A 23,071-nucleotide genomic window follows, 5' to 3' on the forward strand; every position below is an offset into this window, starting at 1 on the left:
CTCACGCCTGAGCCGTCCGCCACCGAGGAGCAAGTCATGGCCGCGCGCCGCCCCGCATCGTCCCGCGTCGTCCCGATCGTCCCGCCGACCCCGGCGCCGGCGTTGCCTGCGGTGATCCTCGGCTGGCTCACCGCCGCCGAGCCGCCGCTGGTCGACTTCCCCGGCAATCCGGCCGGGCCGGTGCCGGCGCGCCTGCTGGTCGAGCTCGACGCGCGCGCGCTGACTGTCGCGGTCGAGACGCGGCAGCCGGCGGCGCTGATGTTCGAGGGCGGCGACCCGTCGCGGCCGCTGATCGTCGGCCTCGTGCAAGCGCCCGGCTCGGCCCGCGAGGCCCGCGTCGACGGCAAGCGCGTGGTCCTCACCGGCACGGAGGAGGTCGAGCTGCGCTGCGGCGAGGCCAGCATCTCGCTCAAGAAGGACGGCAAGCTGGTGATTCGCGGCGCCTACGTCGAGACCCGCGCGAAGGGCACGAATCGCATCAAGGGCGGTTCGGTGCAGATCAACTGATGAGCACGCGCGAGGGCGACGACGAGCCGCTGTGGGACGTGCTCGAGGAGCACCTGGACGAGGCCGAGTTCCTGTGGGAATCGTGGGAGCAGAGCCTGGTCGCCCCCAATCATACGCTCGCGGAGGTCGCTGCCGGGGTCGAATCGCGGCTGCTGGCACACATCGACGGTCTGGTGATCGGCGGAGAAGCGGCGGCCGAGCGATTGTTGGTACCGGCGCTCGAGTCCGATGAATCGGCGCGGGTCAGCGCGGCCGCGGCGGCGCTGCTGCTCGGGCCCGTCGATTCGGCGCTGGAGACCCTGTTCGCGGTGCTGCAAGACCTGCCCGAGCAGCGGCCGGCGCTGGTGCGCGCGTTCGCGTGCATCGATCACCCCGGGCTGCTGGCGCGCCTGCGGGCCGGGCTGACCGACGTCGACGAGGCGCTGGTGGCCGCGTGCGCCGAGGCGCTGGTGTTCCGCCACGAGCCGCTCGGCGAGGCGCTGTCGGTGCTGCTCGCCAGCGACGAGCCTGCGGTGCGCAGCCTGGGCCTGCGGGCGCTGCCCGGCGAGGCCCAGGGCTCGGTGCGGGCGATCCAGGCCGGGCTCGGCGACGACGAGCCGCAGGTGGTCGACGCCGCGATCGCGGCCGGCCTGGTGCTGGCGCCGACACCGACGTGGACGCGCGTACGCGCGCGGGCCGAGGAGCCCGGCGGCGGGCCGGCGCTGGTGCTGTTGGCGCTGCGCGACGCGCCTGGCGATCGCGCGGCGGTGCAGGCGGCGTTGAGCGATGCGTCGCGGCGCCCGGCCGCCATTCACGCGCTCGGCCACGTGGGCACGCCGGAGCTGGTCGACGCGTGCCTCGAGTGGCTCGACGACGCGGAGTGCGGGCCGCTGATCGGCGAGATGATGCAGGTGCTGACGGGCATCGATCTCGACGACGCGGGCCTGACTGTGACTGTCGAGGACGAGGCGCTCGAGCACACGCCCGAGCACGACCTGCCGCGACCCGACCCGCTGCCGACGATGCAGTGGTGGCTGCGCCAGCGCCCGCGCTTCGAGGACGGGGTGCGTTATTTGCACGGCAAGCCGCGCAGCCGCGCCGAGGTGCTCGAGGCGCTGACGAGCGGGCCGATGCGCCGGCGACCCGCGCTGCTGCTGGACCTGCAGCTCCGGGCCCCGCGCGGCGTGCTGCTGCGCCTGCAGACCCGCGCGCCCACGGCCCGACAACTGGCCGAGCTGGCCGTGCTCCGCCGCGCGCTCGGGGCCGGCTGAGCGCCAGCCCGAGGGGCGCCGAGACTCTGGCTCACCGCCAACCCGTGCCGCAGAGGCGAGCTGCAGAAACGCAAATGGCCCTTCGGACAGGTCCGAAGGGCCATGGCGCGAGAGCCAGCTAGCGGCGGCTCAGAGGTCCTTCTTGGCGAACTCGATCGCCTGGATGATCGTCCACTGGTCGTCCTTGCCCTTGCCGGACAGCTCGTCGCCGGCGGGCGGGGACTGGATGCCCTCGGAGTGCCAGCGGATGATGCCGTCCTCGTCGAGCATCACGATCGCCGGCGACTGGCGGAGGTACTGCTGGTAGGTCGTCGCGCCCTCGAGGCCGAGCTCGCGCGAGGCCTGGTACTCGGTCGCGTTGGGGAAGCGGTAGGTCGGCAGCGGGCCCTTGTCGGACTGGCCGTTGGTCTTCTCCCAGTCGCGCAGACCGGAGTCGTTCATCGGCCGGACGCGCGGGCTGCCGTCGCCGAGGTTGTTCGACGGGAAGGTGATGTGCGTGAACATGATGTCCACGCCGGAGTTCTGCAGGTCGTCGCGGGCCATCTGCAGCACGCGCAGCATGTTGGCGGCCTGGGCCTGCTCCTCGCGGGTCGCCCAGTCCCAGAACAGGATCAGGCGCTTCTTGCCGGCCATCTGGCGGCCGTCGGTGGAGCCGCCGTCCATGTTCATCAGCATGATCATGAGGCTGGCGTGACCGAACAGGTTGCGGCGGGCCCACTGGGGCGCCTTGTCGAGGTCGGCGGCGCCGACCGACCAGAACGGCGGGGCCTCCTTGATCGGGGGGAGCTTCTCGCTCGGGGTGGCGACGATCTCGACATCGACCACCTGGCCGCTCTTCTTCTGCACCTTGAGCTTGACCGGCTGGCCCGTGGCGATCTGGCTGACCCGCAGGTCCTTGGCCGAGGTCACCGGCTGGCCGTTCAGCTCGAGCACCAGGTCACCGCGCCCGAGCTGGTCGCAGCCCTTGTCGCAGCCGAGGACGTAGGTGATGTACACGCCGCCGGGCTTGAGCTGCTCGCTCGTGACCTCGATGGTCGGTGGGGCCGAGCCGGCGCCGTCACACGCGGCGATGGCCGACAGGGCCAGTGTGGAGGCGAAGCCGAGGGGGACGAGACGGTGAACGAGACCGCGGAGCATCGCCGCGGACTTTAGAGCGGGGCCCCGCGAGCGTCAAATCCGGGCGACGTGCGTAAAGAGCGCGGTCCGAAACTCGTGGGCCGGCGGGGCTCTCCGGGGGCCTGCGGGCGACGCGGCCGGCCCCTTGCGTCGTGAAGCTCGCTTCACAGACCCAGGCGGAAGCGGACGCTGACGGAGAACGACCAGAAGTGGGGCAAGCCCTTGCGGAGGTTGGTGCCGGCGTCGAGCGCCGCGCCCTCGATGATCGACAGCGGCGCCACGCCAGACAGCTCGGGGTGGCTGACCCCGGTGATGACGTAGAACGCGTAGTGATAGGCGAACTCGCCGGTGACGGCGATGTTGGGATGGACGAAGGCGCCGCCGCCGACGCGGAACGGGGCGACGAAGCCGTGGAAGTCCATGCGGGTGGGGCCGCCGGTGGTCTCGTAGCGGTTGCGCCACAGCTGGTAGTGGATGCCGGTGCCGATATAGGCGACGCCGCGGCCCTTGCGGAGGAAGTGGATCCGCAGGGCCGGGCCGGCGCTGACGGCTCGCGCCTTGGCGCTGTTGACGATCAGCTGGTTGAAGTCGACGTCGACCTCGGTGCCGAGCCGCTCCGACAGCGCCTGCTCGAGGCGCGCCGGGTCGATGCCATACAGGGCCACCGCGTTCTTGCCCTCGATGTCGCGCGGGCGCAGCGTGCCCCACTGGGCCTCGATGCCGATGTCCAACAGGCCGAGCAGGTTGCCGCCGATGAAGCCGCCGAGCAGCGCGCCGGGGCGCTCGCCGTGGCCGTTGCTGCCGGCGCAGAACTGTCGCGTGCAGCCGAGAGTGCCGAACCGCGGCTCGACGATGAGGCCGGCGTGGCGCCACTTCTTCGGCTGCTTGCGCCGCGCCCGGGCCGCCTCCTCCTCGATGTCCTCCTGCGACTTCGGCTCGGCCGGCTTGTCGCTCTTGGCCTCGGCGCCGGTCGGGTCGGCGCCCTCGATCATCGGCGCCCGCGTGTCCGCCGGACCCGACGACGGCTTGGGGCCCTCGGGCTGCAGCGGGTCGCCGTCGGGCGGGCTGCCCGAAGAGACAGGTGGCGGCGGCGTCGGCACCGGGCTCGCCGTCGGCGGCGAACCGGGCGCGGCCGGCGGGGGCACCGAATCGGCCGGGGGCTCAGGCGCGGCGACCGGCGGCGCGGGCGGGGTGGGCGCCGGGGTCGGCCGCACCGTGGGTCGCATGACCGGGGGCCCGGGAGCGGGCTTCACGGGGGCGGGTGCCGTGGTGGTGGGCGGCGTCGACGGGGCGGGGCTGGTCGGCGGGACGTTCTGCGGGCCGACGTCGGGCAGCATCGGCGGGGGGCCGATGTCGGGCAGCTTGGGCGGCGGGCCGACCGAGGGGGCCGCGGCGGCCTCGGCCGGCGCAAAGGTCCACGCGAGCGCCAGCGCGCCGAAACAGACCAGAGACAACGCGGCGCGACGAGCAGAGAGCATCACGGACCTCAGTACGATGCGTGACGGGCCCGGTGATTACAAGCCGAGTCCGACGCCGGTAGGTGTGCGGAGGCGTCGTTGGCGAGGTTCGACGATCCGTGACGGATCGGGTCCCGCGCGCTCCTGAGTTCCTGGCCCAAGGGACAGCTTCGAGTCGCGCTGCTGCGGCAAGCTGCTTTCTTTGCCGCGTCGATTGTGCGATAACGCGCGGACTCTCGCGTTCTGGCGACGGATTCGATCCAGGTCGCCACCCTCGGTTATGCTAGCGCCGGTCCCGTCGCTCCCGCTGCTCCCGCCCTATGGACCCGTCGTCCCACTCGCACGAGCCGGCCCCCGGTGAATCCTCGGGAGTCATCAAGATCCCCAGCCTCGCGCAGGAGGCGGACCCCGCGTCGCGCAGCGGCACCGGCTTCGCCAAGGTCGTCGAGCCCGACGACCCCGACGACCTGGTCGATCGCGTGCTCGGCAACTACCGCCTGGTGCGATCGCTCGGCGGGCGCGGCCTGACGTCGGTGTACGAGGCCCGGGCGGCGGCCGGCGGCGACCGGCGCTTCGCGGTGAAGATCCTGCGCAACGCCAACTTCAACCGCGGCGCGCTCGATGTCGTGCAGCGGCGCTTCGTCCAGGAGGCGCGCGTCGCTTCGCGCTTGCACCACCCGCACATCGGCGACGTGGTCGACTTCGGCATCGAGGCCGGGCTGGCCTACATCGTCATGGAGTACCTCGAGGGCGAGAGCCTGCGCGAGACCTTGAGCCGCCACGGGCCGCTGCCGTGGACGCGCGTGCTGCCGATGTTCCTGCACATCTGCGACGCGCTCGAGGCGGCCCACGCGCAAGGAGTGATCCACCGCGACCTCAAGCCGAGCAACGTCTACCGGGTGCGTCACGCCTCCAGCGACGACTACGTCAAGGTGGTCGACTTCGGCCTCGCGCGGATCGTCGACGAAGATCTGCCCGAGGGCCTGCTGGCCGGCGGCGTGCTGCTGTCCACCCCGGAGTACATGGCGCCGGAGCTGATCCGCGGGGCCAAGCCCGACCCGCGCGTCGACATCTACGCCGTCGGCGTCCTCCTCTACGAGCTGCTCACCGGCTCGTGTCCGTTCAAGAGCGGCAAGCAGACGACCGTGCTGGCGATGCAGCTGCTCGACACGCCGATCCCGCCGCGGCGCGTCGCGCCCGACGCCAACATCCCCGGCGTGGTCGAGCGAGTGATCCTCAAGGCCCTGAGCAAGGCCCCCGAGGAGCGCTATCAAAACATCATGGAACTGCGCCTCGCTCTGCTCGACGACACCCGCATCGGCCGCACCGAAGCCGCCGCCATCCGCACCAAGGCGCTGTCCGGCCCGTCTCGCAGCGCCGCCAGCACCTCCGCGGCCGTCAAAGAGAGCAGCGTCGGCGTGACCATCATCCTGGCGCTGATCGCCGCGGGCCTCATCGCCTGGGTGTTCGCCGGGACGCCGGGCCTCGAGTTCCTCACCGGCGCCCAGCCGCCGGGCCCCGCGCCGGTCGTCGCGCCGGCCGCGGCCGTGCTCCCGCCCGACGGTCAGCCCTCGGCGGCGACCGACCCGCGCGTGCTCGAGACCACGCCGCCGGCGCCGACGCAGGACCCCCAGATCGAGGCCGAGCCCGACGAGCCGCCGCCCGAGCCGGAGCCGCCGGTCGCCCTGCCGACCACGCCGCCCGACCCGCTGCCGCCGAGCGACCCCGAGCCGAACGCGTTCAAGGCTGCCCGAACGACCAGGTCCTCCGAGACAGGTGCGAAGGAGCCCGTCAACTACGACATCGTCGACGACCCCAACGAGGCGACGGTCGTCACCGAGGCGCAGATCGACGAGCTGCTCAAGCCCTACCGCCCGGCCGCGGCCCAGTGCGGCCGCCAGAACGGGGTCGAGATCGACGCCACGGTCACCTTCAAGTTCGTGCTGACGAAGGACGGCCGCCTGACCCAGATCAAGCCGGTCGGCCGCGCCGCCTCCGACCCCGCGGCGGTGTGCATGATCGACCTGATCCGCGACGCCCGCCTGCCGGTGCCGGCCGGCAGCAGCTTCAAACATGCGTTCTTCGACTACAGCTTCCGCGTGTACTGAGGCGGCGAGCTGTCCCACGGGACAGCTCGAGCGCAGCTAGGACCGCCGCGGAAACAGCCGGCCCATGTCCGGCGGTCGGGGGCGCTGCGGATGGCACTGGGCGTCGCACGCGATCCAGGCCAAGAAGTGGCCCAGCGAGAGCCACCGCGCGACCAACTCAGGGGTCTCGGGATCGAACCACAACACGGGGTGCTCGCCGACCGACGACGTCCGGCTCGTGTCGAGCACGAAGCAGATGTGCCCCCCTTGCTCGTGTCCCAATGGGAACAGCTGGTCGAGCTGCACCTCGGTCGGACCGATGCCCTGCCAGTCCCCGGGCTCGAGCTCTCCCTCGTCGAGCAACTGCTGCAACTCCTGCCACTCGCGCTCGAAGCGGTCCCATTCTCCACGGAGCTCGGCGGCCCCCGCGAAGAATGGCCCGGAGTTGGTCCATCGCTCGACGATCCCGTCGTGCTCGCCGAGCGCCTGTCGCAGCACGAGTGGGAGAGCTCGCCCGAGCGCCACCTCGGCGTGGTGAAGCGCTTGCTCGCCCGCGCCCGCGCTGCGCAGCTCGAAGCGATCGGGCGGAAGGGGATGCGCGCGAAGAAACGCCCAGGCATCCTCGAGCCGCACTGGCGCTCGTTCGGGCCAAGAGAACGCCCGCATGCGGGCCATCAGAGCCGCGTCCCTGTCGCTCATGGCGAGACGTCTAGCACGGCGTGCGCTCGCTGAACTCGGGCGGCATGGCCTGGGCGTTCCCTCGGCCGACGACAGCGAGGACGCTCACACGGGTCCGACCTTTGCACACGTCTTGAGCGTCGCCGCCCCGGAACCGCTCGCGCAGCGCGAGGACGGAGCGATGATGTCTCTCGGGACATGTGGTGTGATACGATGGACATGTCCTTTTGGACAGGCCGCGACGGCGCTTCGCCGCGGGCGTCATACGATCCGCGTGGCGTGTCTTCACGGTCACGCGCTCGGCCCTTCTGCATCCGGAGGGCCGATCGGGCGCGCGCTGAAGGTCACGCCGAGTTCGCGCCGATGTGATGCGAAGTGCTCATAAAGTCGGGCCCGATGTCCGACCACGACGATCAGCCCGAGGGCCGACGGAAGCTCGCACGGCGAGACTTTTTAAAACTCGCAGGCGCGACGCTGGTGGCAGTGCCGGCGTGCGCCGACGACGTGATGGCGGGCACCGAGGGTCCGGGCGGCAGCAGCACGGGCGACGGCAGCAGCACGACCACGAGCGGCGACGTGCCGACCACGGGGGCGCCGACGACGAGCAGCTCGACGAGCACCGGCGACGGGACGACGACGTCGAGCACGGGCGCCGACTCGACGAGCACCGGCGACGACGGCACCACGAGCACGAGCACCGGCGAGCCGAGCGACATGGGCGCGCAGCCGCAGGCGTGCGAGGGCCAGGAGATCGCGTTCGCGCCCGACGCGGTGGCGGAGGACCTGGCGCGCTTCCCCACCGCGGTGATGGCGGGGGCGATGCGCCAGGAGTCGGCGCTGCTCCACGGCCGCAGCGAGCTGCCGGAGCCGGTGCTGCTGCGGGTGTGGCAGCCCGGTGATGCCGAGGGCACGGTGCGGGTGGTCCGCGAGCTCGAGGTGACGCCCGACGAGAACGGCTACCTGCGGCAGCTCGTCGACGGCCTGTGCCCGGGGCAGTGGTACCGCTACGGCTTCTTCGCCACCGACCGCGGCGAGCCGGTCGCGCGCGGGGTGCTCGGCGAGTTCCGCACCGCGATCGCCGACGACGCGATGGAGCCGCTGACCGTGGCGATCTCGTGCTGCAACGGGCTCGACAACTTCCCGTGGCCGGCGCTGCAGCGGACCAGCGACGAATACTACGACGTGTTCCTCCACCTCGGCGACATGGCCTACAACGACGGCGAGATGTCGCTGGCGGACTACCGCGGCAACTGGCAGGCGTACCTGGCGGTGGCGGACGGCGGCGGGATGGCGCTGGCCTACGCGCGGGCCGGGCTCTATTGCACGCTCGACGACCACGAGGTCACCAACGACTTCAACCCGGAGACGATCGATCCGCAGCGGCTGCAGGACGCGATGACCTCGTACTTCGAGGCGATCCCGGTGACCGACACGCCGATGGAGTTTCGCGTGTGGCAGAGCTTCCGCTGGGGCCTGACCGCGGAGTTCATCGTGCTCGACTGCCGCACCGAGCGGAAGCCGTCGACCGCCAATTCGGCCGACCCGATCTACCTCAGCAAGGAGCAGATGGCCTGGCTCAAGGAGCGGCTGCAGTCGAGCCCGTGCCACTTCAAGGTGATCCTCAACTCGGTGCCGATCACCGACATGCCGACGATCCCGTGGGACTTCGCGGCCAACGACCGCTGGGAGGGCTACCCGGTCCAGCGCCAGGAGCTGCTCGACTTCATCGCCGCCGAGGACATCGCCAACGTCTGGTTCCTGTCGGGAGACTTCCACACTTGCTTCATCAGCCACGTCGAGCCCGATGGCGACGGGGTGGTCGCCAAGACGCGCGAGATCGCCGTGACGGGCGGCAACACCAACATCCTCGGCGACTTCCTCGCCGCCCCGCAATTCTCGTTCGGCTCGTCGAACCCGCACGGTTGCATCATCACGTTCGACCCGGCCGCCGACGAGGTGCTGGTCCGCTTCATCGACGCTGACAGCGGGCAGGACGCGTACAGCGAGACGCTGACCCAGAAGTGACGCGGGCTACACGTGAACTTCGGGACATGTCCTCCAGCGCGTTCGCGCGCGCGGGAGCCTTGAGGATCCGCACGGCCGCGCGGTGGGCGATCCGGCGGCTTTCAGACGCTGATCCGGGACGATGAGCCCCATGGAGATCCCGCAGGGACCCAGCCGCATCATGCCGACGTCGATGCTCAGCAGCGGCGCGGAGGACCTCGACGGTCACCGCCGCGAGCTCGAGCTCAACGTGCTGGACGGCGCGCTACCGGGGGACATCCACGGGCACCTGTTCATCGCCGGCTCGATCGCCTCGCTCGGCCGCCCGGCCTTCACCGGCGAGGGCACGCTGTACCGCTTCGACCTCGAGCCCGACCGGATCCGCCTGACGCAGAACATCATGCGGCCGCCGTGTCACTACGCCGACCGCGCGGCCGCCAACTTCGGCGAATTGATGCAGTTCCGCGACATCGGCCTGTCGCGGATCTCGCCGCTGCTCGGGATCCGCACGGTGCTGAGCAACTCGCCGATCCCGCTGCGCGACCGCATGATCGTGACGACCGACGCCGGCCGCCCGTGGGAGTTCGACCCGGTCACTCTCGAGCTCGTCACCCCGATCGGCAAGGCCGACGAGTGGCTCGGATCGATCCCCGTGCCGTGGGCCTTCCCGCTGGTGCTGAGCACCGCCCACCCGGCCGAGGACGAGGCCACCGGCGAGCTGTTCACCGTCAACTTCTCCAACCCGGCGCCTGGCGGGCGACCTGGCTTTTCGCACCTGGTCCGCTGGACAGGTCGCGCGCTCGAGCACTTCACCCTGATCGACCGCGACGGCGAGGCGATCCAGATCCACCAGTGCGTGCACCAGATCCAGGTGACCCGCAACTGGGTGCTGATTCAGGACTCGGCGTTCGTGGTCGAGATGCGCCAGCTGGCGCTCGACGTGCTCGGCCAGGTGCTGCCGGTCGAGCCGCTGCGCGAGCTGCTGGGCGCGAGCACGATGCGGACGCAGCGGCCGACGACGGTGATCTACGCGATCCGCCGCAGCGACCTGCGGCCGCGCGCGGGCGGGTTCGCCGACCTGCCGACGCCGGTGCTGGCCCACCGCATCGAGCTCGAGGGCGAGTCGGTGCACTTCTACGCCGACTTCGAGGACGACGGCGAGTCCGTGCGCCTGATCGTGCCGCACACGCCGACGCTCGACGTGTCGGAGTGGATCCACGAGGGCGAGGACCTGCTGAGCGGCGGCGAGGCCGGGATCGAGGTCGCGGGCATGCAGATCCCGTGCGCCCTGGCCCGCGGTCGCCTGGGGATCCACAAGGTCCACGTGCCGTCGGGCACGGCGGAGTCGCGCTTCGTCGAGGGCCGCGAGACGTGGGGCCTTGCCCTCGGGACATACGCGCGCCGCGGGCCCGAGAAGCCGATCGAGGTCGTGTACTACAACACCAGCGGCTTCGCGCCCGAGCTGGTGCCGTCCCGCTTGCTGTCGGCGTACGCGCCGCGCGTGGACATCGGGGCGCTGCCGCTGGCCGACGGGGAGCCGCCGCGCCTGCTCGAGATCGACACGACGACGGGAGCGCTGCGCAGCTACACGGCGCCGAACGGCTGGAGCCTGCTGTCGCCGAACTTCATCCCGCGCCGCGGCGGGCCCCGCCACGCCCGCGACGGCTACATCGCAGTGCTGGCCCACGCGTCGGAGACTGTGCCGCACACGCTCGGCTCGACCGGCGAGGAGCTGTGGCTGTTCGACGCCAATGACATCACCCGCGGCCCGGTCGCCCGCCTCGGCCACTCGGAGCTCGACTTCGCGTTCACGATCCACGGCTCGTGGGTGCCGACGCTGAAGCCCAGCCGCCGCGACTACCAGGTCGACATCCGCAGCGAGCTGGACCTCGAGTACATCCGCACCCGCGCGCTCGGGTCGCTGGCGTTCTCCGATCTTTTTAATGAGACGCTCGGCCGCGTGATGCAGAGCGACGACGTCGACTCGCTGCTGCTGAACGCGGTGTTCCCGAAGTTCTGAGCGCGAGGTCGCGTGAGCGCGGACGGCGAATCGCGGCTCCGAGGATTCAGGCCGCGATCGCACGCGCGCTAGCGATGTGGTTGCGAATGGCGTGAGGCGATCGGTCCGGCCCTCAATGTCTGGAGTGCGCCTGGGCGGTACCGACTTTTCGGGATTTCCGAATTGTTGGCAGCTCCGGGTGCCCGAGCCGAGGTGAGGGGATGGCGCTCGCGGAGCCTTCGGGGTGGTGAGAAATATCTCTGGAATCGAGCCGCCGGGCGGGTGCTCGGCGGGCCTGTCCGGAGCGCCAGGTGCTTGACGCCCGGCCGCGGATCTCGTACCACTGCGCCCCCACGCCCAGGTAGCTCAGTTGGTAGAGCAGGGGACTGAAAATCCCCGTGTCGGCGGTTCGATTCCGTCCCTGGGCACTCTCGAAAAAGGCGACAGCAGGAGAGGCGGAGCGCGCGGCGCCCCGCCTCTTCGCTTTTGGTCCCGAATCAGCGGCGGCGGCCGGGCGGGCGCAGCGGCTTGTCCCAGCGCTGGAGCTGGCCCGTGAAGCCGCCCATGTCGAGGGTGAGCGAGCCGCGCAGGACCAGGCCGGCCGCCTGGAGGGCCGGGTCCGTCACCCGCGGGAGCGGCGAGATCCACGCGAGGCGGCCGCCGGGGGCCAGGACGGCCGCCGCGTTCGCCACGAAGGCGGTCAGCAAGGGGCCCACGTCGCCGCGATGCACGCGTCGGCCCATCGGCGGGTTGGTGACGATCAGGGTGACGCCGGTCGGCCGATGCGTGGTGGCGTCGGCCTGGGTGAGCTCGGCGCGCAGGCCGGCGTTGCGCAGGTTGGCCGCCGCGACGGCGAGGGCGCGCGGGTCGAGGTCGGTGCCGAGGAGGCTCGCGGCCGGGCCGAGCAGGCCGCGCTCGCACAGCTCGAGGCCGGAGCCGACGAACGGGTCCCAGACGACGTCGTCCGGGCGGACCTCGGCGAGTCGCGCGAGGGCGGCGGCGATCGTCGGGTGCGAGGCGGCGGGGACGTCGCCGCTGCGGTAGGCGAATCGCGGGTCGGCGGACTCGAGCGCGGGCTTGTCGTCGACGGACTCGGATGGCCTCTCGGCGGGAGAGGGTTCGCGGTCGGCGGCGGGCGCGGTGAGTCCTTCGCCCGGCTTGTCGGTCGCGCTCCAGCGACGCGGGCGCAGCTCGGCGCGCACGAGCAGGCCCGCGTCGTCGACGACGACCTCCCAGGTCGTCTCGCGCGGGTCGTTGACGAGCTCGGGCCACTGCGCGGCGGCGGCGGCGGCGACCTGCCAGACGAGGGCGCGGCGGTGGCCGCCGCGGGCCCAGGCGAGGCGGTAGCGGACCTGTCCCTTGGTATATGTCTTAAAAATCCGGCGGGCTTCGGGGCCCGTCAGCACGGCGGCGATGGTCGCGGGCAGATCTGTCCCGCGGGACAGGGGCGGCAGCGGCAGGCCGACCTCGGTCCACAGGCGGACTGCGAGGAGGTCGCGCAGCGGGCCGCGGAGGGTGGCGGCGACGCGGCCGGGGCCGAGGATCCGCGGGGCGAAGCCGGGGCCGAGCGCGTCGACCAGCAGCGGCTCGAGGCCGGGGCGGCAGCCGAGCACCAGCGGGCGCGGCCCGGCGGCGACCGCGTCGAGGTCGATCGCCGAGCCCACCTCGCCGCGGCCGAGGCTGCGGCCGAGCATCAAGCGGGCCCGCGCGGTCAGTCGCTGCAGCTCGGGGTCGTCGCTCTCGAGGCCGTCGAGCCAGGCGAGGGCGTCGGCGTCGCCGACCTTGCCGAGGGCCTCGACCAGGCTGCGCAGGTGCGGCAGCGAGGCCTCGGCGCGGGCGCGGGCGAGCAGGGCCGCGGCGACGTCGGGGCCGCCGCGCTTGCCGAGCGCGCCGATGGCGTTGCGCCTGGTCTTGGGGTCATGGTCGTCGAGACATGTTTTTAAAGCCATGTCGACGGCGGGGTCGGCGGGCAGGCGGCCGAGGACGCGGACGAGGCGCGGGCGCAGCGGCGGCTCGGCCCCGGGCAAGCGGCGCAGCAGGGCGGGGGCCGCGGCCGCGCCGGCGCGCAGGAGGGCGCGCTCGACGTGGACCGCGAGGTCCTCGTCGTCGCCGAGCAGCTCGACGACGTCGCGCAGGTCGTGGCGGCCAGGGGTGAAGCCGGCGTCGGCGACGGCCTGGGCGAGCTGCTGGCGGCGCTCCGGCGCGAGCTCGGGCGCGGCGCTGTCGCGTCGCTCGGTCGCGGGCTTGGCCGGATCGGTCGGTCGGGTCGCCATGAGCGGCGAAGCATAAGCGATGGCGAGCCGCGCCCTCACGGAGATTCGCCGCGGTGAGTCACCGCTGCGCGCTCACTTGCCGAGCGGGGCCTTCTCCATCAGCACGGGCACCGCGTTGGGGCCGCGGCGGACCTGGAACGAGGTCATCGCGGTGCGGTAGCCGGGGGCGTTGAAGCGGAGCAGCAAGGTCGCGCCGTCGTCCTTGAGCGGGAGCTCGGGGAACTTGTCGACCGTGTAGGGCTTGTTGTTGACGCACGGCCCGCTGACGCACTCGACGGTGGTGCCGGCCGGCGCGCCCTCGAACTGGAACACCGCGCTCTCGGGGGCGCCGAACTCTCGCTCGAGCGCGAACTGGATGTAGTTGCGGCCGGGCACGAGGTTGTAGGTGCCGACGTAGGGCTTGTAGTGCATCGCCCGGAACTCGAGCTGCACCGTGGCGCCGGCGGCGGGGATCGCGATCGGCGGGTAGACGCCGGTGATGAAGTCGGCCGAGCGCGTCGGACACGGGCCGCTCACGCACTGCACGATCGTGTTCTGCGGACCCCTGGCGAATTCGAGGTTGGCCACCGCTGCGTCGGCACCCTGCGAGGCAGGTGCGCCGGATGCGCTGCTCGGATTCGCGGCTGGTTCGGGCGCCGGCGCGCTCGCAGCGGCGACCAATTCGCAGGTGCAGTGCGCGTCGTCGACGGCAGCGCAGCGCACGCCCGGCGCCACCCGCTCGATGTAGACGGCGCACGGGTCGTTCCCGGGGCCGCTGGCGACGGTGTTGGCGGAGGCGGTGTCGGGCGTCGCCGAGGCCGAGGCGTCCGAGCGCGCGCGGCCGGAGCATGCGATGCCGAGGACACACAGGCCGAACAGGGCAGGAGTGATTGCACGCATGGCTCAGCTCAGCTTTTAGCGCGGGCCGGCCGACCGCTCAAGAAACGGACCGGGCCGCCATGCGTCCGATACGGCCGGTCATGGCCGAGCATGGCCGCGTCGGCGAGGCCCCACCGAGCTCGGCCGCCGGTCCCGGCAACGCCGCGGGTCGGAATGTGACGCGGCGGACCCGGCGACGACGTCGAGGCCGCGGCGCCGCGAGGTCGCGCCGCCCGAACCGACGCGCGCAGGACCCGAGGCCGCTCGCGCTGCGACGCGCGGGTCCCACATCCGGCCACGCACTCGCTTTCGCCCGTGAAAGCCGCGGCGGACGGCCCGCCCGGCGGCGCAGCGTATGAACCGAGATTCACGTGCCGCGCGGCCCGGGTTCGGCTAAGTGCCAGACATGGAGATCCTGGACCGACTCAAGAGCATCGTGGGGATCGGCAAGGCGACGATCGAGCTGTCGAAGGTCGACACGCCGGTGCGCCCGGGCGCCGAGCTGCACGCCACAGTGATCTTGCGCGGCGGGGACTACGACGTCGCGGTCCAGGACGTGCGCCTGCACTTCGACGAGGAGCGCATGGTGTACACCGCGCAGGGCCGCGGCGACTTCGCGTTCTGGCAGCAACACGCGAACGTGACGATCCCGCTGGGCGGACGGATGCTCGGCAAGGACGAGCAGCTGGAGATGCCGGTGGTCCTCACGCTGCCGGGCGACCTGGCGCCGAACGCGGAGAACCTGCGCTACGTGCTCATCGCCGAGACCGAGATCCCCGGGCTCAACCCGAAGCACGCCGTGCCGGTCGAGGTCGTGGCATAACCACGATCGATGTCCGACGAGCGACTCGACGCGGAAGACCTGAATCGCCTGCGCGAGCTCGGTCAGCGCTTCATGCGGGCCGTGCCTCACAACAAAGCGCTCGGCCTCGAGCTGCGGTCCGTCGGCGAGGGCCGGGCGGAGATCTTCCTGCCCTACGACCTGCGCCTGGTCGGCAACCCGGAGACCGGGGTGCTGCACGGCGGGGCGATCTCGGCGCTGATCGACGCCTGCTGCGGCGCGGCGGTGTTCCAGGCGCTGCGCAAGCCGATGGCGATCGCCACCCTCGACCTGCGCATCGATTACCTCAAGCCGGCTGCCCCGGGCGTCGGCGTGATCGCCCGCGCCCACTGCTACAAGGTGACGCGCCACGTCGCGTTCGTCCGCGGGGTCGCGTTCCTCGACAGCGAGGACGATCCGATCGCCACCAGCGCCGGGACCTTCATGCTCGGCACGCGCACCACCAGCCGCACCGAGGGGGCCGCGTGAGCACGAGGGATTCGTGGCTGCGACAGGTGCTCGCGGAGGCCCGTGCGACCCATGACCCGAGCCGTCTGGCGGCGGTGGTGCCGTACGCGCAGACGATGGGGATCTCGCTGCTGCTGGCGCCCGAGGGGCCGCACGCGGGCGAGCTGCTGGGAGTGATGCGGTTCGCCGAGCACTTGATCGGCAATCCGGTGCTGCCGGCGCTGCACGGCGGGGCCCTGTGCGCGCTGCTCGAGTCGACCGCGATCTTCCAGCTGCTGTGGGAGAGCGAGCTGTCGGCGACGCCGCGGACGATCGGTCTCACCGTGGAGTACCTGCGCTCCGGTCGCCCGGTCGACACGTTCGCGCGCGGGATGCCGACCCGCCAGGGCCGCCGCGTGACCAACGTCCGCGTCGAGGCCTGGCAGGACGACCGCTCGCGCCCGATCGCGGTGGCCAGCGCGCATTTCCTGGTCCACAGCGACGAGGGGCCGGCGAAGCTCGAGATCTGAGCGGCGGCGCCAGGCCGGCCGTTCGGGTGGCCGTCTGCGGCAGCTCCGGGGGGCAGAGGCGGGTCTGCGTCGGGCTCGCGCGACGACCGGACGTCGCGTGGTCCAGCCACGAGGGCGGCGCCGCGGCAGCGCTCGTCCGGCCGTCGCCGGGGGCGCGCCCGGAGTCCGCAGCACGAGGGCTGCGCCCGGCCCCGAGCCGCGTCCGCGCGCCCTGGGGCCGGCTTGAAAACAAGCGCGCTCGTCCCGGGCGCGCCAGCCGGTACACTGCTCGCGTGTCCCCGTCGCACCACGGCCGGCTCGAGGCCGCAGGATGACCAGCGCGCCGCCCGGGTCGGAGTTCCGCGCCCGCGCGCGCGCCGAGGCCGAGCGCTACGGGCCCGACCCGTGGGTGTTCGTGCGCGAGCTGCTGCAGAACGGCCGCGACGCCGGGGCGACGAAGGTCGAGTTCACCTGCGAGGCCCGCGGCGGGCGGTGGGTGCTGCGCTGCCGCGACGACGGCGAGGGCATGACCTTCGCCCACGCGCGCCGCTACCTGTTCGCGCTGTACGCCTCGAGCAAGGAGTCGCGGCGCGACCAGGTCGGCCGCTTCGGCGTCGGCTTCTGGTCGGTGCTGCGCTTCGAGCCGGAGCGGATCGCCATCCGCTCGCGCGCGCGCCGGCCCGACCCGAATTCGCCTGACCCGGAGGACAGGTCGGGTGCGTGGGCGCTCGAGCTCGACGGCGACCTGGCGACTGCCCGCCGAATCGCGCCGCCGAGCCTGCCGGGCACGGAGATCGAGCTAGAGCGAGCGGCGGTCGACGAGGCGCTCGAGCGGCGGGTGTTCGACGCGGCGTTCCAGAACGCGCGCTTCCTGGCGACCCGCGACGACCCCGAGCGGCCGCTGGTGGTGACGGTCAACGGGCGCAAGGTGAACAAGCCGTTCGCGCTGCCGGCCCCGAGCGCGAGCTTCCGCCGCGGGCGGGTGCGCGGGGTGGTGGCGCTCGGCGAGGCGGCGCGGGTCGAGCTGTTCTCGCGCGGGCTCAGGGTCCGCTCGGCGGCGTCGCTGGCCGACTTCGTGGTCGCCGGCGGCCGCAGCACCGACAACAGCCGCGTCCACTTCACCGAGCTGCCGGGGCGGCTGGCCCCGCAGGCGCTGCTCGAGAGCGACGCGCTCGAGCTGATGTTGTCGCGCTCCGACGCGCGCGACAACAAGGCGCTGCGCCGCCTGGTCGACCTGGCCCAGCGCGAGCTGGAGGGGCTGATCGCCCGCCAGCTCGACGCGGTCCACCCGCTGCCGTGGTGGCAGCGCCCGTGGGCCGGGCTGCGCGACCTGGTCCGCCGCTCGCTGGCAGTGCGCATGTTCCTGGCCGCGCTGCTCGGCGCGGCGCTGGCCGGCGGGGCCGCCTACGCGATGTGGGGCGACCGGGTGTGGGCCCGCTTCAAGCCGGCCGCGGGGATGTCCTACGGGACAGGTCCCATCGGACATGGCGAAACGGCCAGCGCCAACCTGCCGGCCCGCTACTCCGACCTGGCCGCGCGCTACCGCGGGCCGCAGGTCGACGTGCTGACCGGCGCCGGCGCCCGCGAGCCGCCGCTGACGTTCCGCCCGGCCGACCTGCGCCTGCACTTCGCGGCGCTGCTGTTCGCCCGCCTGGGCGACACCGCCGAGGCCCGCCCGCCCGAGCCGCGCGGCGACTACGCCTTTACGACATGTCCCGAAGAGCAGGTGTGCCCGGAGGTCGAGCTGCGCCTCGGGGCGCCGGCCGGGCCGATGCGGGTGCCGGTGCCGACGGGCCACCGGGTGGTCGCCGGCAGCGCAGCGCTGGTCGACGCCGACCACCCCGAGGGCGCGCCGACGACCCTGCAGGTCGGCGCCGACGGGGAGGCGCTGCTGGTGCTGGCGGGGCCGTCGGAGGCGACTCTGGTGTACCGCACCGCGCCGGCCCCGGCGGGCCCGCCGACGCGGCCGGTGCCCTCGGGGCTGCTCCCGGCCGACGTGCGCCGCGAGGCGCGAGCGCTGCGCGGGCGATCGATCGCCGCGCGGGTGTCGGCGCTGACCCGGCTGACCCGCGAGCTGGTGGCCTACAGCACCGCGCCGGAGGTGGCGGCGCAGCACCGGGCGCTGGGCGAGGAGCACTTCATCGCCCGCGCGCTCGAGATCGGGCAAGGCGACTGCGACGTGCAGAACGGGCTGCTGACCGCGCTGCTGCAGGAGGCGGGGGTCGAGTCGCGGCTGGCGATCGGGTTCGTCGGCCAGGACGGGCGCGTGAACCCGTGGCTGCACGCGTGGGCCGAGTACCGCGGGCAGGACGGCGAGTGGGCGGTGGCCGACGCGAGCACCGGCGTGGCCCTGGGCACGCCGGCCGGGCCGATCGAGCCCGGCGAGGTCGACGCGGCGGCGGACACGACGGGCTCGCTGGCCGCGGCGGACACCGCCGAGCTGCCGCCGGCCCTGCCAGGCGAGCCGCAAGGTGACATGGCCGTCGGGGCAGGTTCTTTGGAGCATGTCGAAACGGCCACGTCGTGGCGGCGACCGCTGGCGCCGTGGGGGCTGGCCGTCGGCGCTGCGGCGCTGTTCGCGGTGGCGCTGTTCGGAGTGCTGCGCGAGCGGACCCGCCGGCGGGTGGCGCTCGACGCCAGCGGCGATCTGTCGCGGCTGCTGCAGGGCGCGCTGCAGCAGCCGGAGGTGTTCCAGGCGGTGCCGGCGGTGTTCGAGCGGCCGCTGGTGCCGACGGCTTCCGGGGGGGCGCTGTCGCTGGCGCAGGCCAAGCGGCTGGCGGCCCGCGGGCGGCTGTATCGCACGCGCCGGCGCTCGCCGCTGGCCGTCGACGCGCTGGCCGGCGACGCGGCGGTGCTCGACGAGGAGCGCGCCGAGGCCCGCGCGGTGGCCGACGCGCTCGGGGCGACCGACCTCGACCTGTGGGACGCGCTGCTGAGCACCGCGGGGGAGACCGAACTGCTGAAGGCGGTGAGCGCCCGCCTGACCGCGTCGGGGGAGCCGTGGCAGGTGCTCTCCAGCCCGTCGCTCGGCCCCGAGGAGCTGCGCAGCCTCGACCTGGCGCCGCTCCGCCTGCGCAAGTCGCCGCTGCGCGGGCGCAGGGTGGTGGTGGCGGGCGCGCAGAACCCGTGGCTGCTGGACGCCGCCGGGGTGCTGGCGGCGCGGCCGGCCGCGGCCGTGTTCGCGGCCCTCGATTACCTGCTCGACCGCCTCGACCTCGGCCCCGAACGCACCGCCCGCCTGCTGCGCGAGGCAGCCCGCGAGGCGGTCCACGAGGCGGCCCGCGGGAGGCCGGCGTGAGGGGCGAGCGAGATGTCCCTCGGGACATGCCGCGGGAGGTCATGGATGGAGATGTCCTTCAGGGCATGTCCATGAAGCTCCCGCGAAGGGGGGCGCGCGCGGAGCCCGTGGCAGAATATGTCTTCAAGGACATGTCAGAGAAGGCCGGGCATCGGGAGCTCCGCAGCCGTAAGGCGAGAAACAGGTGGGGGTGGGGGTGAGCGAGACGGTCGACCTGCGCCAGCTGCTGGCGATCGACATCGAGGCGGAGCTGCGCAAGCTGGCGACCGCGCAGCTGCAGGGGCCGTGGCAGCTGCCGGCGGAGCTGGTGCGGCGGTCGCTGTCGGCCGGGGCGCGCACTGTCGAGGTCGAGCTCGGGCGCGCCTCGGTGCGCGTGCGCGACGACGGGGCGGCGATCGGGCGCGAGCTGCTGCTGGCGCTGGCCGACCTGCTCGACACCGGCGTGCAGGCCGAGCGGCGCCACCGGGCCCTGCTCGCGCTCGAGCAGGCGGGCGCCCTGGCGCTGCTGGCCCTGCCGGCGCTGCGGCCCGGGCGGGTGGAGATCGTGGCGCGCTCGCACGGGCTGGTGCGCCGCCTCGAGTGCGCCGGGCCGGGGCGAGCGAACCTGTCCGAAGGTGCAGATCCGTCCGGGGGCCGCGGGACCGAGTTCGTGGTCCGCGGCGCCGAGCTCGACCCGGCCCGCGCGCGCACGTACCTCGCCGACGTGGCCCGCTTCGCGCCGGCGGCGGTCCGCGTCGACGGCTCCGACATCAGCGACGGCCTGCGCAGCTACCTCGCGCGCGCGGACCTCGAGCTGCCGCAGTTCAAGCTGCGCGGCACGGTGGCCCTGGCCCACCGCGGCGAGCCGGCGCGGATCTGGCTGCTCGTCCACGGGGTGGTGTCGACCCACGTCGGGGTCACGCGGGCGCCCTGCTTCGAGGCGGTGGTCGAGCTGGCCGACAAGTTCGCGGCCGGCGAGCTGACCCCGGCCGCGACCGCGGCCGACCTGCGCGAGGCGATCGCGCCCGCGCTCGAGGCGATCGTCGACGCCGGCGTGCAGCTGATGTTGGCGACGGGCGCCCGTTCGGCCAGCTTGCCGGGCACCAGCCAGGCGCGGGTGCTGCACCTCCTGCTGCAGGCGCTGCGCTCGCGTCGACGCGCCGCCGAGGTGCTGGCGCTGCCGGTGGTGCCGGCGCTGGTGAGCCGCGACGAGCGGCGCTGGCTGGCGATCGAGAGCCTGCCGGCGCTGGCCCGACCCGAGCCGGCCTTCGCCCTCGAGCCCGAGCAGAACCCCGACGACTTCGCCCTGCCGGGTCCGCCGATCCTGCTGCTCGGCACCGCGGAGCGGGGGATCCTGGCCGAGTTGCTGCAGCTGCGGTTTCGCTCGCCGCCGCCGCGCGGAACCGAGCAGATGCCGGTCTCGGCCGCGCTGACGCGGGGCTGGCGGCAGCTGGCGCAGGCGTTCGGCGGGGCGCGGCGGCCGTTGCCGGATTCGGCATTGTCACCGGCCGAGCGGCAATTCCTGGCGACCCTGCGGGCGGCAGTGCGCGGCGGGGCGGGTGCGCCGGAGCGGGTCGAGCTGTGCGCGGGGGCCGGTTCGCCGCGGGTGGCCGGCGAACCGGCGACCCTGTACCTCGGGCGCGAGCACCCCGACGTGCGGGCGGCGATCGCCGCGGCCGAGACCGGCGAGGCGTGGATCTTCCCGGCCTGCATCGCGCTGCTCGCCGGCAGCGGCATGCCGGGCACGGCGAGCCGGGCGACGTGGGTCCGGACGTGGCACCGGCTGTTACAAGGGCGGTGATGACCCCGGTCCGCGTCGACGACCCCGACGACCCGCGCCTCGCCGACTACCGCGAGCTGGAGGCGCTCGGCCACCGCCCCGACCCGCGCCGCTTCATCGCCGAGAGCGAGCTGGTGGTCGAGCGCCTGCTGCACAGCCCGTACCCCGTGGCCTCGGTGCTGACGACCGAGAGCCACTGTGCGCGCCTCGGCCCGGCCCTGGCCGCGCGCCCCGAGGTGCCGGTGTACGTCGGCGAGCAGGGGCTGCTGCGCAGCGTGGTCGGCCAAAACTTCCACCGCGGGGTCGCGGCCTGCGGTGTGCGGCCACCAGAGCTGCGCTGGCATGATATGTCCCTGGGGACAGTTTATGGAAATGTCCCGGAGGACATGTTGTCGGCGCTGTGCCGGCGACCGGCCTACACCGTCGCGCTGGCCCAGGGCCTGAGCGACCCGGCCAACGTCGGCGCGATCGTCCGGGCCGCGCGGGCCTTCGGCGTCGACCTGCTCCTGCTCGACCGCGCGGGCGCCGACCCGCTGAGCCGGCGGGCGATCCGCGCCGCCGCGGGTAACGTGTTCGCGCAGGGGCTCGCCGGCGTCACCGACCTCGTCGCGGTGGTCGAGCGGCTGCGCCGGGCCGGCGCCACGGTGCTGGCGGCGACCCCCGGTCCGCGGGCGCGGCCCCTGGGCGCGGTGGTGCGGCCGGCGCGGCTCGTGATCCTGGTCGGCAGCGAGGGTCAGGGGCTGCCGGCGGCGTTGCGCGCGGTCAGCGACGACGAGGTCGCGATCCCGATGCGCCCGGGCGTCGACTCGCTGGGGGTCGCGGCCGCCACCGCGATCCTGCTGTACGCCCTCGCCGGGGCGCAGGACCCGGGGTTATGATGGGCGCCAGGCGAACGACATGGACGTCATTCTCAGCGCCTCCCTCGGGCTCCTGTTTTTGGTCGTCGGCACGGCTGCCGTCTTCTTGATGTACTACCTCTGGGGCTTCCCGTTCGACAAAGCCACGCGCACGAGCGCCGCCCCGCCCTCGCTGATGCGGCTGCACCGGCAGCTCGGGTGGTTCTACATCCTGATCTACATCGCGTTGATGTTCGAGATGGTGCCGCGGATGTGGAACTACCAGGTCGAGTGGCCGGCGCGGACCGTCGCGCACATGTGCCTCGGCATGGGCGTGGGCTTCATCCTGATGATCAAGGTGGTGATCCTGCGGTTCTTCCGCCACCTCGAGGAGTGGATGCCGGCGCTCGGGACGTCGCTGCTGGTCTGCACGATCATGCTGGCCGGCCTGTCGATGCCGCACGCGTTCCGCGAGATGGTGCTCGCCAGCGAGATGGGCGACGTCTACGGCGACGAGAACCGCGCCCGGGTGAAGAAGCTGCTCGAGGCGGCCAAGCTGCCCGAGGAGGCGCCGATCGACGAGCTGTCGTCGGCCGCCTCGCTGCAGGCGGGCCGGCAGGTGCTGCTCAAGAAGTGCGTCGCCTGCCACGACCTCAAGACGATCCTCGATCGCCCGCGCTCGCCGCTCGACTGGGTCGGCACCGTCGACCGCATGGTCATCAAGCCCAGCTTCAACGAGCCGATCTCCGAGTTCGAGGGCTGGCAGGTCACCGGCTATCTCATCGCCATCTCGCGCGACCTGCAGCGCTCGCTGAAGGAGCGCCGCGCCCAGGAGGAGCAGCGCGAGCAGGCCGACGCGGTCCTGGCCGCGCCGCCGCCCGGGGCCGCGCCCGCGGTCGCCACCGAGCCGGCCGCCGCGCCGCAGATCGACGCCGCGGTCGCGCGCAAGACCTACGAGAGCGTGTGCAGCCAGTGCCACGAGCTGTCGGAGGTCGAGAAGGCGCCGCCGACCAGCGAGGCCGAGGTCATCGAGGTCATCCGCCGCATGGTCGACGACAACGAGATGAAGGCGACGCCCGAGCAGGTCACCCACATCGAGTGGCACATGATCAAGGTGTTCGTGCACCGCGGCTGACCGTTCGGACAGGTCAAGCAATCACCTGAACAAGACGT

Annotated in this window: 17 protein-coding genes and 1 tRNA gene; 13 read left to right on the forward strand and 5 right to left on the reverse strand. The window is 73.1% G+C overall.

The window, feature by feature from the left end:
• Window positions 1-36: 36 nt before the first annotated feature.
• A complete protein-coding gene (locus OV090_RS48310) occupies window positions 37-507 on the forward strand; it encodes a DUF6484 domain-containing protein (RefSeq protein ID WP_267711896.1) in 471 nt (156 codons plus the stop codon).
• Window positions 507-1,757 (forward strand): TIGR02270 family protein, encoded by a 1,251-nt coding sequence (locus tag OV090_RS48315; RefSeq protein WP_267711897.1) that lies wholly within the window; start codon window positions 507-509, stop codon window positions 1,755-1,757. The genes OV090_RS48310 and OV090_RS48315 overlap by 1 nt, the downstream gene beginning before the upstream one ends.
• A gap of 129 nt (window positions 1,758-1,886) precedes the next feature.
• On the opposite strand, the gene OV090_RS48320 is transcribed toward OV090_RS48315, so the two are convergent.
• On the reverse strand, window positions 1,887-2,894 hold the full coding sequence (locus OV090_RS48320) for a PDZ domain-containing protein (RefSeq protein ID WP_267711898.1): 1,008 nt from the start codon (window positions 2,892-2,894) through the stop codon (window positions 1,887-1,889).
• 143 nt (window positions 2,895-3,037) lie between these two features.
• Window positions 3,038-4,351, reverse strand: a complete 1,314-nt coding sequence (locus OV090_RS48325) for a hypothetical protein (RefSeq protein WP_267711899.1) — start codon at window positions 4,349-4,351, stop codon at window positions 3,038-3,040.
• A gap of 299 nt (window positions 4,352-4,650) precedes the next feature.
• Here OV090_RS48325 and OV090_RS48330 point away from each other — a divergent pair, with 299 nt between their 5' ends.
• Entirely contained in the window at window positions 4,651-6,438 is a 1,788-nt protein-coding gene (locus tag OV090_RS48330; RefSeq protein WP_267711900.1) for a serine/threonine-protein kinase, read from the forward strand.
• Window positions 6,439-6,474: 36 nt separating this feature from the next.
• Here the strand turns inward: OV090_RS48330 and OV090_RS48335 are convergent, their stop codons facing one another.
• On the reverse strand, window positions 6,475-7,116 hold the full coding sequence (locus OV090_RS48335; protein ID WP_267711902.1) for an SMI1/KNR4 family protein: 642 nt from the start codon (window positions 7,114-7,116) through the stop codon (window positions 6,475-6,477).
• 375 nt (window positions 7,117-7,491) lie between these two features.
• Here OV090_RS48335 and OV090_RS48340 point away from each other — a divergent pair, with 375 nt between their 5' ends.
• The 3 genes from OV090_RS48340 (at window position 7,492) to OV090_RS48350 (ending at window position 11,526) form a co-directional block, all read left to right on the forward strand.
• Complete coding sequence (locus OV090_RS48340; protein ID WP_267711903.1) at window positions 7,492-9,120, forward strand: alkaline phosphatase D family protein; 1,629 nt, start codon at window positions 7,492-7,494, stop codon at window positions 9,118-9,120.
• Between the two features lie 130 nt (window positions 9,121-9,250).
• On the forward strand, window positions 9,251-11,119 hold the full coding sequence (locus tag OV090_RS48345) for a carotenoid oxygenase family protein (protein WP_267711904.1): 1,869 nt from the start codon (window positions 9,251-9,253) through the stop codon (window positions 11,117-11,119).
• Window positions 11,120-11,453: 334 nt separating this feature from the next.
• Window positions 11,454-11,526: transfer RNA gene (locus OV090_RS48350), tRNA-Phe, on the forward strand.
• Between the two features lie 69 nt (window positions 11,527-11,595).
• On the opposite strand, the gene OV090_RS48355 is transcribed toward OV090_RS48350, so the two are convergent.
• Together OV090_RS48355 and OV090_RS48360 are read right to left on the reverse strand one after the other, a co-directional pair.
• Entirely contained in the window at window positions 11,596-13,371 is a 1,776-nt protein-coding gene (locus OV090_RS48355) for a HEAT repeat domain-containing protein (protein WP_267711906.1), read from the reverse strand.
• A 72-nt stretch (window positions 13,372-13,443) separates the two neighbouring features.
• Entirely contained in the window at window positions 13,444-14,250 is an 807-nt protein-coding gene (locus tag OV090_RS48360) for a hypothetical protein (RefSeq protein WP_267711908.1), read from the reverse strand.
• A 385-nt stretch (window positions 14,251-14,635) separates the two neighbouring features.
• Between OV090_RS48360 and OV090_RS48365 the strand changes: the two genes are divergently transcribed.
• From OV090_RS48365 to OV090_RS48395, 7 genes are all read left to right on the forward strand, one after another.
• Window positions 14,636-15,052, forward strand: a complete 417-nt coding sequence (locus OV090_RS48365; RefSeq protein WP_267711909.1) for a sporulation protein — start codon at window positions 14,636-14,638, stop codon at window positions 15,050-15,052.
• Between the two features lie 9 nt (window positions 15,053-15,061).
• The gene (locus tag OV090_RS48370) at window positions 15,062-15,538 is read left to right on the forward strand and encodes a PaaI family thioesterase (protein WP_267711911.1); all 477 of its coding nucleotides are present in this window, start codon (window positions 15,062-15,064) and stop codon (window positions 15,536-15,538) included.
• Window positions 15,535-16,026 (forward strand): PaaI family thioesterase, encoded by a 492-nt coding sequence (locus OV090_RS48375; RefSeq protein ID WP_267711912.1) that lies wholly within the window; start codon window positions 15,535-15,537, stop codon window positions 16,024-16,026. The genes OV090_RS48370 and OV090_RS48375 overlap by 4 nt, the downstream gene beginning before the upstream one ends.
• Window positions 16,027-16,336: 310 nt before the next feature.
• Window positions 16,337-19,303, forward strand: a complete 2,967-nt coding sequence (locus OV090_RS48380) for a transglutaminase domain-containing protein (RefSeq protein ID WP_267711913.1) — start codon at window positions 16,337-16,339, stop codon at window positions 19,301-19,303.
• A 196-nt stretch (window positions 19,304-19,499) separates the two neighbouring features.
• Entirely contained in the window at window positions 19,500-21,083 is a 1,584-nt protein-coding gene (locus tag OV090_RS48385) for a hypothetical protein (protein ID WP_267711914.1), read from the forward strand.
• Entirely contained in the window at window positions 21,083-21,940 is an 858-nt protein-coding gene (locus tag OV090_RS48390) for an RNA methyltransferase (RefSeq protein WP_267711916.1), read from the forward strand. The genes OV090_RS48385 and OV090_RS48390 overlap by 1 nt, the downstream gene beginning before the upstream one ends.
• Window positions 21,941-21,959: 19 nt before the next feature.
• Window positions 21,960-23,033, forward strand: coding sequence for a hypothetical protein (locus tag OV090_RS48395; RefSeq protein ID WP_267711918.1), 1,074 nt, complete (start codon window positions 21,960-21,962; stop codon window positions 23,031-23,033).
• Window positions 23,034-23,071: the final 38 nt, after the last annotated feature.

It is taken from the genome of Nannocystis sp. RBIL2 (genome assembly GCF_026626745.1).
Taxonomy (GTDB): domain Bacteria; phylum Myxococcota_A; class Polyangia; order Nannocystales; family Nannocystaceae; genus Nannocystis.

Bases quoted from the DNA above. Each gene is read 5' to 3' on its own strand.
- OV090_RS48360 (WP_267711908.1), bottom strand. From the start codon at position 14,250: ATGCGTGCAATCACTCCTGCCCTGTTCGGCCTGTGTGTCCTCGGCATC.
- OV090_RS48355 (WP_267711906.1), bottom strand. From the start codon at position 13,371: ATGGCGACCCGACCGACCGATCCGGCCAAGCCCGCGACCGAGCGACGC.
- OV090_RS48335 (WP_267711902.1), bottom strand. From the start codon at position 7,116: ATGAGCGACAGGGACGCGGCTCTGATGGCCCGCATGCGGGCGTTCTCT.
- OV090_RS48395 (WP_267711918.1), top strand. From the start codon at position 21,960: ATGGACGTCATTCTCAGCGCCTCCCTCGGGCTCCTGTTTTTGGTCGTC.
- OV090_RS48390 (WP_267711916.1), top strand. From the start codon at position 21,083: ATGACCCCGGTCCGCGTCGACGACCCCGACGACCCGCGCCTCGCCGAC.
- OV090_RS48365 (WP_267711909.1), top strand. From the start codon at position 14,636: ATGGAGATCCTGGACCGACTCAAGAGCATCGTGGGGATCGGCAAGGCG.
- OV090_RS48325 (WP_267711899.1), bottom strand. From the start codon at position 4,351: ATGCTCTCTGCTCGTCGCGCCGCGTTGTCTCTGGTCTGTTTCGGCGCG.
- OV090_RS48380 (WP_267711913.1), top strand. From the start codon at position 16,337: ATGACCAGCGCGCCGCCCGGGTCGGAGTTCCGCGCCCGCGCGCGCGCC.
- OV090_RS48320 (WP_267711898.1), bottom strand. From the start codon at position 2,894: ATGCTCCGCGGTCTCGTTCACCGTCTCGTCCCCCTCGGCTTCGCCTCC.
- OV090_RS48345 (WP_267711904.1), top strand. From the start codon at position 9,251: ATGGAGATCCCGCAGGGACCCAGCCGCATCATGCCGACGTCGATGCTC.
- OV090_RS48340 (WP_267711903.1), top strand. From the start codon at position 7,492: ATGTCCGACCACGACGATCAGCCCGAGGGCCGACGGAAGCTCGCACGG.
- OV090_RS48315 (WP_267711897.1), top strand. From the start codon at position 507: ATGAGCACGCGCGAGGGCGACGACGAGCCGCTGTGGGACGTGCTCGAG.
- OV090_RS48330 (WP_267711900.1), top strand. From the start codon at position 4,651: ATGGACCCGTCGTCCCACTCGCACGAGCCGGCCCCCGGTGAATCCTCG.
- OV090_RS48310 (WP_267711896.1), top strand. From the start codon at position 37: ATGGCCGCGCGCCGCCCCGCATCGTCCCGCGTCGTCCCGATCGTCCCG.
- OV090_RS48370 (WP_267711911.1), top strand. From the start codon at position 15,062: ATGTCCGACGAGCGACTCGACGCGGAAGACCTGAATCGCCTGCGCGAG.